This is a genomic window from Sporolactobacillus sp. PKPK-6, assembly GCF_056678885.1.
The window spans coordinates 703,277-721,324 of record NZ_JBWXPA010000001.1; the positions used below are offsets into that span (position 1 = coordinate 703,277).

An 18,048-nucleotide genomic window follows, 5' to 3' on the forward strand; every position below is an offset into this window, starting at 1 on the left:
AGAACATTTGTTCAAATAAAATGAAGAGGTGATTGTCGTATGGCGGATTCAAATTCAGAAGTAACCTTCAACATCGTCGAACACTATGGCGTACTTGCCACTGAAAACAGTGGCTGGACAAAGGAATTAAACCTTGTCAGCTGGAATACCCGCGAAGCTAAATATGATATTCGGAGTTGGGCTCCCGACAAGAAAAAAATGGGACGCGGCATTACGCTGACCGGAATTGAATGTGATGCGCTGAAAGGCTTGCTGAATAAACATCACACTCAGTTCACAAATCCTCCGGAAACAAGTCAAGCCGCACAATCATAACACAATTTTTTCTTCGTTATTTTCATTCCAAGCGGTCTTCCTCTCTGCCCCATATCTTTCTTTTGCTCATGCATCATAACCTTATTGTTGAACTCCTTAATTTTGAACCATTTTCCAGATGCATCTTATTGACACCAACAACTTTATTCCATAAACTTAAAAAGAAAATAGTGTCGAATTGGTGACAATTATTAGAAAAGCTCGTCCTTTGAATCTATGAAACTAAGGAATGAGTTCAAAATAGGAAACACATAAGAATTTTGTAGTGGGAGAGATTATAATGGGGGAATTAGCACCCGAAAGAAATACTGGCTTTAAAAAATGGTGGTTCATGCTTCGGCCCCACACATTATCCGCTTCTTTTGTTCCGGTTGCACTGGGAACCGCACTCGTACTGCCAATAAAAAGTCCTGATTTAGCTTTGTTTCTTGCCATGCTGACCGCCTCGATGCTCATTCAAATTGCAACGAATTTATTTAATGAGTATTTCGATTTTAAGCGAGGTTTAGATAATGAGGAGTCGGTAGGAATTGGCGGAAGCATTGTCCGCGATGGATTTCATCCGAAAACCATTATTCGACTGGCGTTCACGCTTTGTTGCATTGCCATGCTTATCGGCATCTATATTTGTGCAAACAGCAGCTGGTGGATCGCTCTTGCAGGTTCAATATGCATTCTCACCGGCTATCTTTATTCCGGCGGTCCTTATCCGATTGCTTATACACCCTTCGGCGAATTAATCTCCGGTCTTTTCATGGGCGTATTCATCATCTGGATCTCCTTTTTTATCCAGACCGGAACGCTGACTTTGAATTGTGTGCTGATCTCGATACCGATTGGCATACTGGTTGGCGGAATTAATATGGCAAACAATATACGCGATCTCGCTGGGGATCAGCAAAAAGGCAGACGGACGCTTCCGATCTTACTCGGTCGGCCAAAGGCAATCACATTGCTTGCAGGTTTATTCACCTTTTCTTATATCTGGATCTTTGGATTAATGATCCTAGGTGTCGAATCAGCTTGGATGCTCCTCGTATTCGCCAGCCTCCCAAAGGCAATTCAAGCAACCAAATTGTTTCGTAAGAAAACGAAAGCCATCCAGATGGTGCCTGCAATGAAAGCCACTGCACAGCTTCAAACTTTATTCGGCATCCTCCTATCTCTCGGACTTGTTCTCGATTACTTTATCTGAAACAGTCTGAGATCAAATTATTAGATTTGCATCGATAATTAAAGTCGATTATATTGCTGTAGCAGTTAAATTATTGTATAATACGAGTGTAATTAAATACGAAGTTCCTTCAGGGCAGGGTGTAATTCCCGACCGGCGGTATTGACAAACAGTCAGAGTCCGCGAGCCGCAAGGCAGATCCGGTGAGAAACCGGAACCGACAGTAGAGTCTGGATGAAAGAAGGATGATGCGACAGTATTTTTGTATTCTTCGCATTCTTTTCGCTGTGCTTCTGCACATCGATTTTGTTGAGCCCAAAGGAACGTTCCTTTGGGCTTTTTAATGCGTCTGGAACATGAAAATCCTGAAGAGCTGTACGGTTTTTACCACGAACCGCGCATAAGCCAGAAATGCTGCGCATGATCCCCAATACTACATTTATGGGGGTAATTACATGAACACATCTTTGAAGAAATTGGTACTGATTTCATTACTTTCTGCACTTGGTTTTCTGATTATGTTGATCGCTTTTCCCATTCCATTGTTTCCAGTATTCTTAACCATGGACTTTAGTGATCTGCCTGCATTGATCGGTGCACTTATTCTTGGACCGGGTGCAGGTATCGCCATTGAAGCGATCAAAAACATCCTGCATGTCTTGTTGACCGGATCGCTTACTGTTGTTCCAATCGGTGAATTTGCCAATTTTACTGCGGGCTCACTTTTCATTTTAGTAACTTGGGCATTTTATCGCCGTAAATCAACGTTTGTCTCGCTCTTGCTTGGCATGATATCGGCAACCGTAGTCATGACTGTGATTATGTCCATCCTAAACTACTACTTGATCTTCCCTGGATATGCTCTGTTTCTCGGTTTCAGCATCGACGCCACTGTTGGAATGGCACAATCTGCGAACCGAAGCATACACAACCTGCTCACGCTGATTGTTTACGGAGTCATGCCGTTTAACTTGCTTAAGGGTGTTGTGCTGACATTAATTATGATCCCGATCAGCCAGCGACTAAAGAAATTTATTCAAAAACGTATCGCAGCATAATTATATAGAAATAAAACACCCGCGGAAATCAATTCCGCGGGTGTTTTATTATTTCAATGTGCTCTTTTGCTTCTAGTCATTAATAAACGTAGGCTGTGCCCACAATGATCAACAAAATGAACAGAACAACGATTAACGCAAAGCTGCCGCTATATCCACCGCTTGGTGCACCCATATCGTCACTCGCCCCTTCATATATATTATTGAGCATGTGTCCCTTACTCAACACTACATGTTATGCTTATGACGCCATTTGGTGTGGACACAAGACAGTTATTCCCAAGGCTTCTTCAGCGTCAGCTCTGAGGTGAATTTCTTCGTTTGCTGTCTGCGCTCTTTCCGATTCAAGTAACGTCCTTCTGCACTTTCAAATAGCAGCTGCTCTTCTTCGCTCTCAGGAATGACTTTAGGAACAGCATTCGGCTTTCCTTTATCATCAAGTGCTACAAAGGTCAAAAAACACGTTGTGCATAATTGACGTACCCCGGTTCTAAGATTTTCATCAATTATTTTGACGAATACTTCCATGGATGTATTGTGGCTCCAGGTGACAAATGCTTCTAAACAAACCGATGAACCGGTATAGATCGGCCGCAGAAAATCAACCGAATCAATTGAAGCTGTAACGACAAGGCTTCTTGAATGACGTGTTGCAGCAATTGCAGCAATATTATCCACATACATCATGAGCTTTCCGCCAAAAAATGTACCATGATTGTTCGTGTCATTAGGCAGTACGTGTACTGAGGTTACCGATAATGATTCTCTAGCTTTTTTCGCTTGCATCGTTATCCTCCATTCATAATCCATAAATAATAGGAATGCCATCTTCGATCAAGGCATGTCCGTCATCAATGTGTCCATGCAAAAAAAATCAACGTTCTTAAATAAAAAACCTATTTCTAATACATCATAACTCTTCTTAAGATTATTTGCGTTCACTTATTTTTAAAGAAATGAAAGTTTCTGTCGAAAGATCTGCGACTAATCATTAACTTGGACAGAATTCTTCTTTATTTCCAATTTAAATAGGTCCTTAGGCCCTTTTACCACTAAAAATAGTAAAAAAATTAGCGGAAAATGTATTGACAAAATGATTAATAGTGATCTTGTGTTACAGAACTGTAATGTTGTTAAAACATGCCTGAGACATTCAACGTCTAGAATAGCCCTTGGATGTTAGCCATGGATTCAGGCCATGGCTTGATCACCTAAGGAGGTTTTCACTGAATGAATATCATTAAAAGGCTGACGGCAATGACGAGCTTAACGGTATGCCTCGGTGTGCTCACACCAACGACCATTGTTTTCGCCAAAACGAACAGTACAAATGATAATCACATCATGAAAAGTAATGATTCTGAACAAACACATGCAGTTGGTTTTGCAGCAAACGCTCCGAGCAGTCAAACAGACAATCAGGAGATCAACATAATTTTCGGAAATAGTTTGCTTCAACAGGGCGATTCCGGTCCGGAGGTGGCGAAGCTGCAAGATGAGTTGCAGCAGCTCGGTTACTACGGCGGAGATGTCGATGGTGTTTTCGACGAGCAGACCTATGAAGCCGTTAATGCTTTAGAGTCAAATCGTCAGGATTCAGAAAACGGTATAATCGGTTCAGATACAAAAACTGCTCTTTACACCGTTTACCGTAATACGGATGAATCCAAAGAAAATCAAAAAAAGCTTGTTGAAATTAAAATTCAGGAAAAAAAAGATGCAAAAGAACGCGCGCGTAAGGCTGCAGAAGAAAAAGCCAGGAAAATAGCTGAAGATGCGGCTCGACAAGCAGCTAAAGATGCGGCAAAAGAAGCCGCGAAAAAAGCCGCTGCTGAGCGTGCAAGCGCAAATGCATCCAAAAAGCCGCAAGTCACTAATACTTCCTATAAACCGGCAAATCCGCAGCAAGAACAATCTGCTCCATCAGGTAAATCAATTACCGTTGAGGCAACAAGTTATTCGCTCGGCGGACGTTCAGCTACAGGAATTGATTTCAGCAGCAATCCGAATGCCAAAGTGATTGCCGTTGATCCGAGTATCATTCCTCTCGGATCTCGAGTTATGATTCCGGGCTACGGTGTTTATACTGCCGGGGACACTGGTGGCGCGATTAAAGGAAATCGGATCGATGTCCATTTTGCTTCCCGTGACCAAGCGCTTAATTTTGGACGCAGGAGCATAACGATTACCATTCTCCAATAATATTATGAATCTCAAAGGCTTGGCTGACATATTCAGCCAAGCCTTTTCTATAACCCTTGTATTCTTTGGGCTGTGGACTGAAGGTGTTTAGACAGCCATACAGCTCGTCCAACCTGATTAAGCAACTTTTAAACAAAAGCAAACAAGAAAGAGCTTCTGCCATGCCACAGGGCTGCTGTAATGGACTGCTCAACCGAATCGTCATTTCATCTCTTTATGTACATGCACATCAAAAACACCGGTGATCTTTCTCACCGGTGCCTTTGCCGCTTTGGAGATATCCTGCTACTTTTCAATTTGATAATGAATGTGCTGTTTATCCTGATATATTTCCAATCCGAAGTCAACAAGCTTTTCAATTAATTGATGATAAGGGAGCCCTGTATGCTGCCAAAGCAGCGGGAACATGCTAAATTGCGTAAATCCGGGCATTGTATTGACCTCATTGACAATGACACGCTGATCCTTTTCACGGATAAAAACGTCAACACGTGCAAGCCCCGAAAGGTTCAATGCGACAAATGCACGTTTCGCCATCTCTTCAAGCTCCGCTTTTACTTTATCAGGCAAATCAGCTGGAATCACTAAAGTACTGTTTCCTTCATGATATTTCGACTGATAATCATAGAATGCTGCATTCTTCGTAATAATCTCGCCCGGAACAGAGACAGACAAATCATGATTGCCAATTACGCCAATTTCGACTTCGCGCCCGGCAATTCCCTCTTCAACAATAACCTTTGAGTCATAAAGGAATGCTTCCGTAATTGCTGCTGAAAGCTCTGTCTCACTTAGGCATTTGCTGATCCCGACGCTTGAGCCTCCGTTTGCCGGTTTGATAAAGCATGGATAGCCGATTGAATTTTTCACCTTAAGAATCATTTTCGGTGCATCATTTTTCCAATTAAATCGAGTTATGGATTCATAATTCGGACCGGGAATGTTGTGCGCGCTGAGTACATCCTTCATCATCACTTTATCCATAGTGACGCTCGATCCTGAAACACCGGAACCTACATAGGCGATATTCAGCAGTTCAAACATACCTTGAACCGTTCCATCCTCTCCATTTGGACCATGGAGGAGCGGAAAGACAACATCCGGTCGTCCAACAGCTGCGCTTGCAGGTGCTGACGGCGCAAGCCAGTGCTCAGCAGATGACTCCGCTGTGGCGTTTTCCTTAAGAAGTAATTGATGTTTGTACTCAATTTTTCCTTTGATTTCATCGCCGGCAATCCATCTTCCGTTTTGCTTAATATAGACAGGAAGCACTCGATACTTTTCTTTATCCATCGCATTAATTACGGAAAAAGCCGTAAGCAATGAAATTTCATGTTCTGTCGACTTTCCACCGTATAAAACTGCGACTGTCTTTTTCTCATTTTTCATCATAAATTCCTCAATTCCATAGCTGTAATGAGAATGCAGTATTCCATGTAATCGTTACCATTCAACAGTTACTTAGTTTATCACAATCCACTCGGGAGAAGAACGCTTTCTTGAAAAAATACAGGCTTCATTGGCTCAGATGATTATTTATTGATTTTTACATGCTCTAAATAAATAATACGCTCAAGCATCGTTGGATGATCATACTGAATCCATTTTACCAATGCCGGTGGATCCATTTCGCTAAGACTTGACGCGGACAGTTTCTGAAAGGAAGAGATGGCTGCTTTTTTATTTTGAGTCATTTCAATCGCATATTCATCTGCTTGGTGTTCAAAATGGCGAGACACCATATTTTGAACCGGATCACCTGCAAAAGACAAAAGTGACAAAATTAACAGCAGCATGGGCAGTGCAGAAAGATCACCGGGATGAACAATGTTCATTTTTGTCCCCCAACGTGCGCTCGCCCATAAATGTACTTTAGCAGCGATCCATAATGTAATCAATAAACCAATCAACGCCGCCGCGGTGCCCCAAATGATATGATGCATCACATAGTGTCCCATTTCATGTGCCATGATAAAAAGGACTTCAGCATGACTGAGCCGATGAACAGTCGTATCCCACAGCACAATACGCAGGTGAGACCCGATTCCGTTAACATAGGCGTTCATTGCGTTGGTCTCATTCGACATGTCCACCTCGTAGACATTATGCGCGGGAATGCCTGCTTTCGAAGCCATTTGAAGAATTTCCGACTTAAGCTCGCCATCTTGAAGACTCTGAAAATGGTTATACAATGGATCAATGACCACTGGCTGCAGATACATGATAAATAAGATGAATGGAATCGACAGCAGCCATGCCGGAAACCACCAGTTTTTCGGATATCGGCGAATCAAGAAAAAAACGGCGCTCATTGCAACAAAGCCGATCAGCGTTCCAATAGCGGTGCTGATCCCTTGATCTTTCAGCCAGTCCGAAAGCGGCTGAACAGAAACCCCGTAATGAAGTGAGAGCTGGTAAGACGCAAATTCAACCGGCAAGAAAACCAATGCAGAAATAACTGCCAAACCGACGTAGCATAGGAACATCTGTACAATAAAAAATGATGATAAACGCTCTGAGCACTTTCTCAGCCACAATGAGAATCCGCCGATCAGAACAAACAGATAGACACCCCACTCCAGCGGTATGGAAGCAAAGGAAAGAAAATGCCGCCAAGCATTAAGACTGCCGCTTTCCGCCAGCTGTTTCCTGTTCATGAACAAGGAGGGATCAGCTGCAGTCCCTTTCATAGTTGCCGGTATACCTGACTTCGACCAGACAAAAAAATAAGCAGCCATCACGAGAAGATAGACGGTATATAAAGCGATAAACCATCCTATCACTTTTTTTCTCTTCAAGAAGGATCCTCCTCTTCTGCTACACTAATGATTGTCCGTCTTTAAACTGGGACGGGCTACTATCAATTTAGTCTTAGTGAGGTCTATTTAGAACATATTTAGAAAAGAGCAGCGAGCAATTCCTCTTCTCCCAACTTTCCGAAATAGTGGTGACAATCAATCGACGTTAGTTTTTCAGAAAGGACACTCTGATCATATCTTACCCCAATCAGTAATTTTTCAAATTCACGAACATCACCAACACCGAAAAAATCGCCAAAAACAGAGATTTGTTCAATGACACCCTTTTTTACATTCATACGAAAGTCCACACGTCCACCCGGAAAACGCTTTGCTTTATGCACATTGAATTCAGGTGACTTCCCATAAACCCAGTCCCAATTGCGATAGCGTCGTTTGGCAATATTGATGATGTTTGTCCAGTCATCGTCAGTCAGCTGGTATTCAGGTATATGATCCTCACCTTCAAAAATATAGTGAAGCAGTTCTGCTTTAAATTGGTGAATATCCATATCTTTTGTTAAATGCTCGCGAATATTGGTCACCCGGCTACGCACCGACTTAATGCCTTTTGATTCATATTTCGCCTTGTCCGGATGCAAGGCTAGTGTTACATGATCCAGATCGACATCAAAAAGCAACGTTCCATGACTGAAAATCCGTCCTTGAGTGACAAACTGTGCATTACCCGAAATTTTTTTCCCGTCAACCGTAAGGTCATTGCGGCCCTCAAGCTTTGCATCGACGCCCATATGATGTAGCGCACGAATCACTGGTTCTGTAAATTTCCTATAATTATTAAAGCTGTCTCCGTCGTCCTTCGCAATAAAGCTGAAGCTTAGGTTGCCCGGATCATTGTACACAGCACCTCCGCCTGACAAACGGCGAGTCACCGTGACCTCATTCTTCGTAATATAATCCATATTAACTTCTTCCACCGCATTCTGATTGCGTCCAACAATAACCGTTGGAGCCATTCGGTAGAACATTAAATAGGTTTCATCAATTGATAAATGCTTTAATGCATATTCCTCAAGAGCGAAATTAAGCGTTTGATCAAGCATATCGCGATTATTCAAATAAATCATGTTGTGTAGTACCTCCCTTTACTTTTTGGGTTCTCCTTTTTCATCTTAATTCCCTTTGTGATTCGCGTCTAGCAGGATCATGTAAGCAGATACAAATTCTTTCGTTCTTAAAAAATCGCTCACACCTCGCTTTACAAGAATAGGCAAGTTAGGATAATCTAAAATAGATTGATTTCTATAGAATGACAATAAAATCGCTTTAAAACTGTCAATGGGAGGATATAAATGAAAACCATTTATTTCGTAAGACATGGACGGACTTTATTCAATCAACTTTGGAAAGTACAGGGTATTTCGGATACCCCGTTAACGGACATCGGTGAACAAAAAGCTGCTGAACTTGGTGCGCTTTTTAAGTCACAGGACATTTCTTTTGATGCTGCTTATACAAGCGATCTGGGGAGAACAAGGCGTACATCCAGGCTGATACTCGATCACTCGTTAAATCCCGAACTCGTACCAATCGAAACGAATAATCTTCGTGAAGTGAGCTTTGGCAAGTTTGAGGGGGATTCGAATGACTTGATGTGGGGAGCAGTCAGTGATGCCTTGGGCAATTCGGAACTTCGCGGCGACTCTCCTGATGAAATAAAAATTAATTCTCTTGAATCACTGAAAGAATTGGACACAACCGGATTGGCCGAAAGCTATGACGATGTTAAAGGACGTATACGCGCTATTCTCAGTGTTCTGGCACACAGCGAAGAGGAAACCATTTTAGCGGTCAGCCATGGTCTCTATATCAGTTGTCTTATTTATATGCTATCCGATGAAAAAATACATGTTTCTTCTATTGAAAATACAAGTGTCACAAAAATTGTATTCGAAAACGGTGTATTCAAAATCGCTTATATCGGTCGTACTGAAAATCTATAAGAAGCAAAAAAAAAATGCCTTCAGGCTATACGGCCTGAAGGCATTTTTTTGTGTTATAGCTTTTGTGGATTCATTGATTCTCATTTTGCTGCCAGAAACAGATGCGACCGGCAAACGTTCAAAACGGCTGAAGACAATGCGTCGATAAAGAGCGGATCTGTGTCAGGCATCTGCGGGCGATGGTAGTTTGCACCAAGTGATTCGACAAGTGCACGACATTCTTGATCATTATCATAGAGCACCTCTAAATGCTCAGCGACAAAACCAATCGGGCAGAAAATAAAATGCCTATACTCTTCTTTTTTGTGAAGCGCACGGATTTGATCAAGTACATCCGGCCCAAGCCATGGATCGGGTGTTTTTCCTGCACTCTGCCATGCCTGAGCATAATGCTTTATCTCCGCAGCATGCACAATTGCTTCCGCCGTTTCCTTTATTTGTTCCGGATAAGGATCACCATTTTTCATAATTTTTTCTGGAAGACTGTGAGCAGTAAACAGGACAACGGTTTGATTACGTTCACTTTCTGAAATGTCTTCAAAAGCCCTCAGCACGGCCTGCTTCCAAAAATGGATAAACTGTGGTTGATCAAACCAGCTCTTTATCGATGCAATAGTTATCCCGCCAAGCTCCCTTGCTTTAGCTTGAGCGCGATCAATATAGGATTGAACACTGAATCGAGAATAATGCGGCGCCAGTGCCAAAGAAACCGCTTGTTCAATACCATCACTGCGCATCTGAGTCACGGCATCTTCAATAAACGGATGGATATATTTCAAACCAAGGTAAGCGTGAAATTCATAGTCCACTTGTGCCGCGTTCAATTGTTCAGCTAGTGCATCAGCTTGCTCACGTGTCAATTTTGCTAACGGTGAGACGCCACCAATCGCTTCATAACGGCGAGCAAGATTATCTATTTGTTTATCACTCGGTTTTCTGCCATGACGAATGGCGGTGTAATAGGGAATAATATCTTCTTTTTTATAGGGTGTGCCATAAGCCATCACAAGCAAACCAATCTTTTTTCTACTCATTGTATACAGAACCTTTCATTGCTTTTTACGGAATTGGCAATTACTTTAGCCTCAACCACTGAGGCTTCGAACGATGTAATAGAGAATATTTTTTCACAAGCTCTATTTTATATCTTTTTAGGGTAAATGACGAGAAATCCGACAATGGACATGAAATGAGACTAGAAGCTTTGTATGCCAAATGGAAAAAGTTTATCGGACATCTGCGCGACAGGTCGTCCATTCTGAATTATCTTTTGAACCCAAATGAAAACGGAATGGGAAAAGCAGCAAAGAAAGTGCACTGTACTGTACTTTTCTTTGCTGCATTATTCTATCAAAGCTTGGAGAACCAATTGAGTTCGACTGAAGGCGATGCTGCTCCGGTTTTCCCTGTCTGCGAATTGTAAGGGACGACATAGTAATTCTCTTTGCTCATCGGATTAACAAAGTCAATTCGATAGGTGTTTTTCCCTTTAACTTCACCTTTTAATATTTTCTTTCCATCCGATTCGGCATAAACTCGATAAACAATTCGTTTATCGGAACCTCCATTCCAAGTAAGCTGCAGTGCAGGAAGTGCATACTTACCAAGAATTCCTTTTGCCTGCAGCTGTGTTACCGCTGCCAAGCGAATCGGCTCATCGAGATCGTTGACATGCTTCGGTTTCTCGAACGTAAGCTTGCGTTCATTAGGCATACTGTTGATCACCGATTTATATAGTCTGACCGCGTCATTGCTTGAACCCGTTAAATACTGATTTTTATTCGTTTGGTCATAACCGATCCACACAGCACCAACCGCATCAGGTGTGTAACCGACAAACCATGCATCACGCAATCCATTTTTCGTGTATGCTGTTGATCCCGTTTTTCCAGCAATCTCGGCCTGACTATATCCTGCTTGGCCTGTTCCGTTTTTCATAACCGACTGTAACATGCGAGTCATGTACCATGCCGTTTGTTCCGAAAATATTTTCTTTGCTTTCGGTTTTGCTTCGCCGATCTTTTTCCCTTGATGATCATAAATTGCCTGAATAAAATAGGGATCAGATTGACGTCCGCCATTATCGAAAGCCGTATACGCAGAAGCCATTTGCAGCGGTGAGACACCTTTAGATAAGCCGCCGAGCGCAATCGCCAAACCGTTGTCCGGCAGATTAATACCCATCTTCGATAAATAGGACTTACTTTTCGAAATACCGATCCGGTTGAGAAGCCAAACCGCCGGTGCATTTTGCGAAACAGTAACCGCGTCATACATCGTTATTTCACCGGTATAACTGCCGCTGTAATTTGTCGGCTTGTAGCTGCCGTAAGCGACTTTTTTATCTTGAAGCATTGAATAAGGCTGATACTTGCCCGAATCGAGTGCCGGACCGTAGACAGCCAAAGGCTTAAAGGATGAACCCGGCTGCCGCTTGTCATTCACTCGATTGTAACTGCCTCGAACATAATTTCGACCGCCTTGCGCCGCGAGCACACCGCCGTTTTTATTCATCAGAACAAAAGAACCTTCTGGCGTTTGATTTGGATTGCTGCCTTGAAAATAAATGTTGTTCTTAAATGCATTATAAGAAGCAGATTGTGCCTCCCGGCTCATCGGCACAACTATTTTATATCCGCCGCGGATCAAGTCGTCCGTTCCAATGTGGTATTTTTTCGCTGCTTCTTCCTTGACAAGATCCATATATGAATCAAATTCAGGATGCGTTTGAATCTTATGGATGTTCAGCCCCAGCGTTTTACCTTTCAACCGCACCGATTGTTCGGCAGTCAGGTAGCCATTTTTCTCAAGCAGCGACAGGACTAGATTGCGCCGCTCCAATGCCTTCTTTGGATGCAAAATCGGTGAATAGCCATTTGGTCCCTTTGGAAGTGCTGCCAAAAGAGCGCCTTCTTCTTCTGTTAACTGGCTGACATCTTTATTAAAGAAAAACTCAGATGCCATTTGAACACCGTAAATGCCATGACCAAAATAAACTTGGTTTAAGTACATTTCCAAGATTTGTTTCTTGCTGTATTTTCGCTCAAGACTGACGGCTATGGCCGCTTCCTTGAACTTTCGAAACCATGTCTTTTCATTAGAAAGATAGGCGTTTCTTGCCAGCTGCTGAGTAATCGTACTTGCGCCTTCTGCTTTATCACCTGCCATAACATCCGTTACCAATGCACGCATGATGCCGCGAAGATCTATGCCTGAATGTTTATAAAAACGCTGATCCTCAGTCACAATGAACGCATTCTGTACGTGCTTCGGAATCTTTTTCAAGGTGACTGGATCACGATTTTCAGCATAGAGCCTTGAGAGTTCATGCCCTTGCTCGTCAACCACTACTGATGTCCTGCTCAACACCAGCTTCTCATCATCTGTATAATGGTTGCCAAGTAGAAGAACAAAGAAATAGAAGAGAAGTCCGACGATTGCCGCGCCTAATATGAAATAACCAATTTGGAATAAGCGCGTGTACAGTATCTCCCTGTCCATTCGTCTTCCCCACCTTTCAATCAACCGTTTAGATCCTTACTATGTAGTCTTTACCATATCTCATTACACATTAGCAAAAAATACAAATGAGACATCATTTTACAAAAATTTTTCACAGGTTCATTGCTATAATTTCATCGTTAAGAAAAAACAGCCTGTATCCACAAGGGAAACAAGCTGTTCTCTCTATTCTTATTTAAAATGTTATCCGATTTATCAAGCTTTTTCTTGACTGGATGATTGGGTATCGCGAAGCAGCGTGCTGTGACGACGACCATAGAAGAAATAAACAATCATACCAACTATGAACCAAATAACAAAGCGCCAGAGTGTCGCTGTCTGCAAGTGAATAATCAGATAACCGCAGGACAACACGGCGAGAATAGGAACAAGTGGTACCAATGGTGTTCTAAAGCCGCGTTTCAAATCAGGTCTTCTTTTACGAAGCACAATGATGCCAATTGAGACAATAACAAAGGCGAACAGCGTGCCGATATTAGCGAGTTCGGCAACAATTCCGATTGGCAGAAAGCCGGCCGTGATGATCGTGACGACAGCTACCAAAAGTGTTGAAGTTACCGGTGTCTGATGCTTCTCACTGACCTTGCCAAGTGCTTTAGGAATCAATCCATCACGAGCCATAGCGAAAAAGATACGCGTTTGGCCGTACGTGATGACGAGCAATACTGATGTAATGCCGCAAATCGCACCAACAGAAACGAGTGCCGAGCCCCAGTTAATTCCAATTTGCTGCAGAGCAAACGCAACCGGAGCAGCTGTATGCTTGAACAAGCTGTATTTAACGACACCTGTCAAAATTCCTGATACAACAATGTATAATGCCGTACAGATTAATAGTGAATAAAGAATACCTTTAGGCAGGTTCTTTTGAGGATTCTTTGTTTCCTCAGCAGCCGTAGATACGGCATCAAAACCAATGTAGGCGAAAAAGATAACCGCTGCGCCGGAAACGACTCCGTTGAAGCCGAACGGCATAAACGGATGCCAGTTTGCAGGTTTCACATGCCAAACAGCCAGAACAATGAACAATGCAATAACGATCAACTTTATTGCAACGATAACGCCGTTTAAATTTGAAGTCTGGCGGATACCAGAAATCAGCAGCCAGCAAATTAATGCAATGATAATCATCGCCGGCAAATTGACTACACCGCCGTCTAGAGGTGCCGCAGTAATTGCCTTTGGTAAATCAATGCCTAAACTGCTCAGCAGCGTGACTGCGTAGCCTGACCAGCCAATCGCAACTGCACTGATCGCAACGGCATACTCAAGAATTAAATCCCATCCGATAATCCATGCCCAAATTTCACCAAGTGCAGCGTAGCTGTACGTGTATGCGCTGCCGGCAACCGGAACAGTAGAAGCAAATTCCGCATAGCATAAAGCAGCAAAGAAACAAGCCAATCCGGATAAAATGAATGAAATAATTAGTGCCGGTCCGGAGTAGGTTGCTGCTGCAACACCGGTAAGGACGAAAATGCCGGTGCCGATAACAGCTCCGATGCCGAGCAGAGTAAGATCCATCGCGCCAAGCGCTTTCTTTAATCCCTGCTTACCTTCTGTTTCCGCAATCAGGCTGGCAATCGGTTTTGTTTTAAAAATACTCACTACCAACGTCTCCTCTTATATGGATTAAAAAAAATTTCATAGACAATTATAACTCTAATGTTAGGAAATGTGACGTAAAAAGATTATATTTTATTACAAAATTTAAATATTTTATTGACTAAAGATTTAAATTTTGGTAATATTTTTAAATTTCGTTTATTATTTAACACAATCTCATGATATTTTAAAATAAATGCTAAAGTAAAAAGTTTACATCCACAAACAGATAATGATATAACCGCCTTTTTTGATACAGGGTTGACCAATTTTTCTCTCGGCAGTATAATCTTTGTCGTGGTCTTTTATGGGGCATTAGCTCAGCTGGGAGAGCGTTGCCTTCGCATGGCAGAGGTCAGGGGTTCGATCCCCCTATGCTCCACTTTCTAGAGAGCCGTTGCATGATTTTTGTGCAACGGCTTTTATTGTATCCGGAAACAGTTGAATACATGCTAACCGTTCATTCACGCTTAATTAAGCCAGTGATCAATGACGCATTGTTAGATGGCGGTATATCTTTTTCCCTGCTCACCTTCAATCCTCTCAGACCATTCTTCCATCAGATTCTGTAACAGCCAACTTAAATATTTCTTTTCCACTTTCTGATTTTGGTCCTGAAACTCCTAAATGGTGCGACAGAATTAATATGAATCCATTTCCACATCGGCCAATTTGCACTAGTCACCGTCCACCTTCGTATACCCGGAACAAAAAGTTCTTCATCACTCAAGCCATTAACCCATCCGCACCATGTTTCAATCTTATCTCTAAACAATGCACGAAGCTCCTCCAATGAATCATTGGCGTAGTGCTGATAAAACTGCTGATAAAGCATTCCTAGTTGATTCCATTTGTAATCAGGGGTTGGTGTAATCACCTGTTTCCCAGCTAATTCATCTTCCTCCCAGCTCATCACGAGCGTCAGCCATCCAATCTGATAAGCAAGCATTTCCTGTGGTGTTCGATCCACTTCATCAAGGCGAATGTTCCGGTTCGCTTCAGGAACATTTTCAAATTCTTGATCAAAAAGTCGATATGTTTTTCGAATTTCATCAATTAATGCTTCTTTGTTTTCATAACCTGTCATTTCAAAACTCCCTAATTATTTTTTTAAACTATTATAACAAGATGAACAGGACAACGGACTAATGTATCACGGACAAACAATCGTCGGCTGATTCATTGAGTAGTTATGGGAAGTTCAATAATTGGTGGAACGCATGACAATTGTCATTTCTAATTCGGATAAACATCACTATTTTGCCAAATTCCTATTGGTTACACTTAAATAGCGATGAGAATACGTCTTTAGGCTTAGAAACATTTAATGCCTCAGCACGGTTAAACATTTCATATCATCCATTATGCTATGGATGGGCAGTAAAACATAAGAATAAGAAACTCTCGCGAACATTCAAGCGGGATAATAACTGGAGGAACCCAATGAGCTACATTGAATTAAAAGACATTCATAAGTCGTACAAGCTTTCCGGAAAGCAGACATTTCCCGTTCTTCATGGGGTCGATTTAAAACTTGAACGTGGGGAGTTTGTCTCTATTCTAGGCGAATCCGGCGGTGGAAAATCAACGTTGATGAATATCATCGGTGGTATGGACAAGGATTACACTGGTGATGTCCTGATCAACGGCAAGGCATTGCATCAGATGAAAGAAAAAGAGCTGGATGATTACCGTAAGACAAATGTCGGTTTCATTTTCCAAAGCTTCAATCTGATCAATCACATGACTGTTCTGAATAACGTGCTGATCACTCTGAAAATGACGACGATGTCGGAAAAGGAACGCGTGGCGCACGCCAAGGACCTACTAACGACTGTCGGACTCGGTGACCATCTCCACAAAAGGCCGAATCAGCTCTCCGGCGGTCAGAAGCAACGCGTGGCGATCGCCCGCGCACTAGCGAATAATCCGGATATTATCCTTGCTGACGAACCGACAGGAGCGCTTGACAAGAAGAACAGTGAGCAGATTATGGAGCTTCTTGACACAATTGCCAAGCAAGGCAAATTAGTCATCACGGTCACACACTCGCAAAAGGTTGCAGACTACGGAACACGCATCATAAAAATTGACGACGGGCGGATCGCTGATGACATCCGTCTCAAAGATGCCTATCCGCTGCCTGAACATCGCGAGGAACCGAAAACAAAAAATTTGAGCATGCCCGCAACATTTAAAATGGCCCTTGACAATATTCGCCACAACTTGAAACGAAATTTGCTCGTTACGATTGGCGGATCGATTGGTATATTCAGTGTCATCATTATGCTAGCATTGGGCAGCGGTGTGCAGACCTACCTTCACGACGAAATCATGAAAAATATAAATCCTACGGTCGTTCAGCTCACCAAGAAAGGAATCTCGCAGCAAGACGGCGAGAGCAGCCAAATTAAAAAATCCGCTGCAGTTTCAGAAGACGATCTTGCGAAGATGAAAAAGATCAATCATGTCACATCAGCGGAAAAAGTACTCTGGCTCTCCTCAACACGCATTAAGCTAGGCAGTAAAATCGCTATCCCACAATATTTTCAGACTGTAGATGGAGCGATTCCTGAAAAAGATTTAGCTAAGGGAAGCCATATCCCAGGGGCAAACGAAATCGGGTTGAGCAAAGACATCGCTAAGCAGCTTTCGAAAAAACCAAACAGTCTGATTGGAAAAACCGTTACTTTCTATGTCAACATGACGGACAAAAATCAACAGCCGATCGTCATGCAGAAAAAATTGAAAATCTCAGCCATTTTTAACGGAAACGCGCAAATGGGCCTGCTCACAGCTGACTATGGTACATTGCAGGATATGTACGATAAGCAGAAACTGACGTTAAAGGCGAATATGGCAACCGTCAAGATCGACAAAATTGAAAATGTTAAGACCGTCCAGAACTACTTTAAAAAGCATGGCTACACGCCAAACGGAGCCGGCGCATTTCTTGATTCACTGACACTCTACATTTCCATCGCATCCTATGTCCTTGCTGCGATTGCCGGTATTTCGCTTCTGGTCTCAGCAATCATGATCATTGTCGTTCTGTATATAAGTGTTTCTGAACGGACAAAGGAGATCGGCATCTTACGCGCGATCGGCGCACGGCGCAAGGACATTCGCCATCTTTTCTTCTCGGAAGCGAGTTTGCTCGGCTTATTCAGCGGAGCAATCGGAGTTGGGTTGGCATTTATTGCCGCCGCAATCGGCAATTATTTCGCCCGTCCGCATATGCACGTGTCCCTGCTTGATGTGACACCGGGCTTTGTCCTTTTCGGATTAATGATAAGCATACTGATCAGTGTCATTGCCGGCCTTGCCCCTTCTTCTAAGGCAGCCAACCTTGATCCGGTTGAATCATTACGTAAATTTGATTAACGGCTTCAATACGATCCCCTTTTATT

The 18,048-nt window shown here is 42.6% G+C and carries 17 protein-coding genes, 1 tRNA gene and 1 riboswitch; of the genes, 8 read left to right on the plus strand and 10 right to left on the minus strand.

The features are described from left to right. Window positions 1–39: 39 nt before the first annotated feature. The 3 genes from AC1MBV_RS03385 to AC1MBV_RS03395 all read left to right on the plus strand — a co-directional run bounded on the left by AC1MBV_RS03385 (window position 40) and on the right by AC1MBV_RS03395 (window position 2,547). Window positions 40–315, plus strand: coding sequence for a YdbC family protein (locus tag AC1MBV_RS03385; protein ID WP_255747019.1), 276 nt, complete (start codon window positions 40–42; stop codon window positions 313–315). A gap of 280 nt (window positions 316–595) precedes the next feature. Further along, window positions 596–1,510 (plus strand): 1,4-dihydroxy-2-naphthoate polyprenyltransferase, encoded by a 915-nt coding sequence (locus AC1MBV_RS03390; protein ID WP_255747016.1) that lies wholly within the window; start codon window positions 596–598, stop codon window positions 1,508–1,510. Between the two features lie 101 nt (window positions 1,511–1,611). Next, window positions 1,612–1,739: riboswitch (FMN riboswitch) on the plus strand. A 205-nt stretch (window positions 1,740–1,944) separates the two neighbouring features. Further along, a complete protein-coding gene (locus AC1MBV_RS03395; RefSeq protein ID WP_255747013.1) occupies window positions 1,945–2,547 on the plus strand; it encodes an ECF transporter S component in 603 nt (200 codons plus the stop codon). Between the two features lie 79 nt (window positions 2,548–2,626). Here AC1MBV_RS03395 and AC1MBV_RS03400 read toward each other — a convergent pair whose 3' ends face one another. Together AC1MBV_RS03400 and AC1MBV_RS03405 are read right to left on the minus strand one after the other, a co-directional pair. Continuing rightward, window positions 2,627–2,722 (minus strand): YjcZ family sporulation protein, encoded by a 96-nt coding sequence (locus AC1MBV_RS03400; protein WP_093673370.1) that lies wholly within the window; start codon window positions 2,720–2,722, stop codon window positions 2,627–2,629. A 98-nt stretch (window positions 2,723–2,820) separates the two neighbouring features. Then, the gene (locus AC1MBV_RS03405) at window positions 2,821–3,333 is read right to left on the minus strand and encodes an acyl-CoA thioesterase (RefSeq protein ID WP_255747012.1); all 513 of its coding nucleotides are present in this window, start codon (window positions 3,331–3,333) and stop codon (window positions 2,821–2,823) included. A gap of 444 nt (window positions 3,334–3,777) precedes the next feature. Between AC1MBV_RS03405 and AC1MBV_RS03410 the strand changes: the two genes are divergently transcribed. Next, a complete protein-coding gene (locus AC1MBV_RS03410; protein ID WP_255747010.1) occupies window positions 3,778–4,749 on the plus strand; it encodes a 3D domain-containing protein in 972 nt (323 codons plus the stop codon). Here AC1MBV_RS03410 and AC1MBV_RS03415 read toward each other — a convergent pair. The 4 genes from AC1MBV_RS03415 to lplA all read right to left on the minus strand — a co-directional run bounded on the left by AC1MBV_RS03415 (window position 4,733) and on the right by lplA (window position 8,635). After that, window positions 4,733–4,942: a hypothetical protein gene (locus AC1MBV_RS03415; protein ID WP_480947516.1), complete on the minus strand. Its 210-nt coding sequence runs from the start codon at window positions 4,940–4,942 to the stop codon at window positions 4,733–4,735. The genes AC1MBV_RS03410 and AC1MBV_RS03415 overlap by 17 nt on opposite strands. A gap of 92 nt (window positions 4,943–5,034) precedes the next feature. Further along, a complete protein-coding gene (locus tag AC1MBV_RS03420; RefSeq protein ID WP_255747009.1) occupies window positions 5,035–6,138 on the minus strand; it encodes a D-alanine--D-alanine ligase in 1,104 nt (367 codons plus the stop codon). A 143-nt stretch (window positions 6,139–6,281) separates the two neighbouring features. Next, a complete protein-coding gene (locus tag AC1MBV_RS03425; RefSeq protein ID WP_255747008.1) occupies window positions 6,282–7,547 on the minus strand; it encodes a M48 family metallopeptidase in 1,266 nt (421 codons plus the stop codon). 98 nt (window positions 7,548–7,645) lie between these two features. After that, window positions 7,646–8,635 (minus strand): lipoate--protein ligase, encoded by a 990-nt coding sequence (lplA, locus tag AC1MBV_RS03430; protein WP_255747007.1) that lies wholly within the window; start codon window positions 8,633–8,635, stop codon window positions 7,646–7,648. A 225-nt stretch (window positions 8,636–8,860) separates the two neighbouring features. Between lplA and AC1MBV_RS03435 the strand changes: the two genes are divergently transcribed. Next, window positions 8,861–9,511 carry a histidine phosphatase family protein gene (locus tag AC1MBV_RS03435; RefSeq protein ID WP_255747005.1) on the plus strand — a complete coding sequence of 217 codons (651 nt, stop codon included), beginning with the start codon at window positions 8,861–8,863 and terminating at the stop codon, window positions 9,509–9,511. 80 nt (window positions 9,512–9,591) lie between these two features. Here the strand turns inward: AC1MBV_RS03435 and hemH are convergent, their stop codons facing one another. From hemH to bcaP, 3 genes are all read right to left on the minus strand, one after another. After that, entirely contained in the window at window positions 9,592–10,545 is a 954-nt protein-coding gene (hemH, locus tag AC1MBV_RS03440; RefSeq protein ID WP_480947517.1) for a ferrochelatase, read from the minus strand. A gap of 316 nt (window positions 10,546–10,861) precedes the next feature. After that, the gene (locus AC1MBV_RS03445; protein WP_255747000.1) at window positions 10,862–13,012 is read right to left on the minus strand and encodes a transglycosylase domain-containing protein; all 2,151 of its coding nucleotides are present in this window, start codon (window positions 13,010–13,012) and stop codon (window positions 10,862–10,864) included. A gap of 216 nt (window positions 13,013–13,228) precedes the next feature. Continuing rightward, a complete protein-coding gene (gene bcaP / locus AC1MBV_RS03450; protein WP_255746998.1) occupies window positions 13,229–14,641 on the minus strand; it encodes a branched-chain amino acid transporter BcaP in 1,413 nt (470 codons plus the stop codon). A 306-nt stretch (window positions 14,642–14,947) separates the two neighbouring features. Here bcaP and AC1MBV_RS03455 point away from each other — a divergent pair. Next, window positions 14,948–15,020 (plus strand) — tRNA-Ala (locus AC1MBV_RS03455). 67 nt (window positions 15,021–15,087) lie between these two features. Next, complete coding sequence (locus AC1MBV_RS03460; RefSeq protein ID WP_480947518.1) at window positions 15,088–15,210, plus strand: hypothetical protein; 123 nt, start codon at window positions 15,088–15,090, stop codon at window positions 15,208–15,210. Window positions 15,211–15,218: 8 nt separating this feature from the next. Here the strand turns inward: AC1MBV_RS03460 and AC1MBV_RS03465 are convergent, their stop codons facing one another. After that, the gene (locus AC1MBV_RS03465; RefSeq protein ID WP_255746993.1) at window positions 15,219–15,725 is read right to left on the minus strand and encodes a ClbS/DfsB family four-helix bundle protein; all 507 of its coding nucleotides are present in this window, start codon (window positions 15,723–15,725) and stop codon (window positions 15,219–15,221) included. A 356-nt stretch (window positions 15,726–16,081) separates the two neighbouring features. On the opposite strand from AC1MBV_RS03465, the gene AC1MBV_RS03470 reads away from it, so the two are divergent. After that, window positions 16,082–18,022, plus strand: coding sequence for an ABC transporter ATP-binding protein/permease (locus AC1MBV_RS03470; RefSeq protein WP_480947519.1), 1,941 nt, complete (start codon window positions 16,082–16,084; stop codon window positions 18,020–18,022). The last annotated feature ends 26 nt before the right edge of the window (window positions 18,023–18,048 follow it).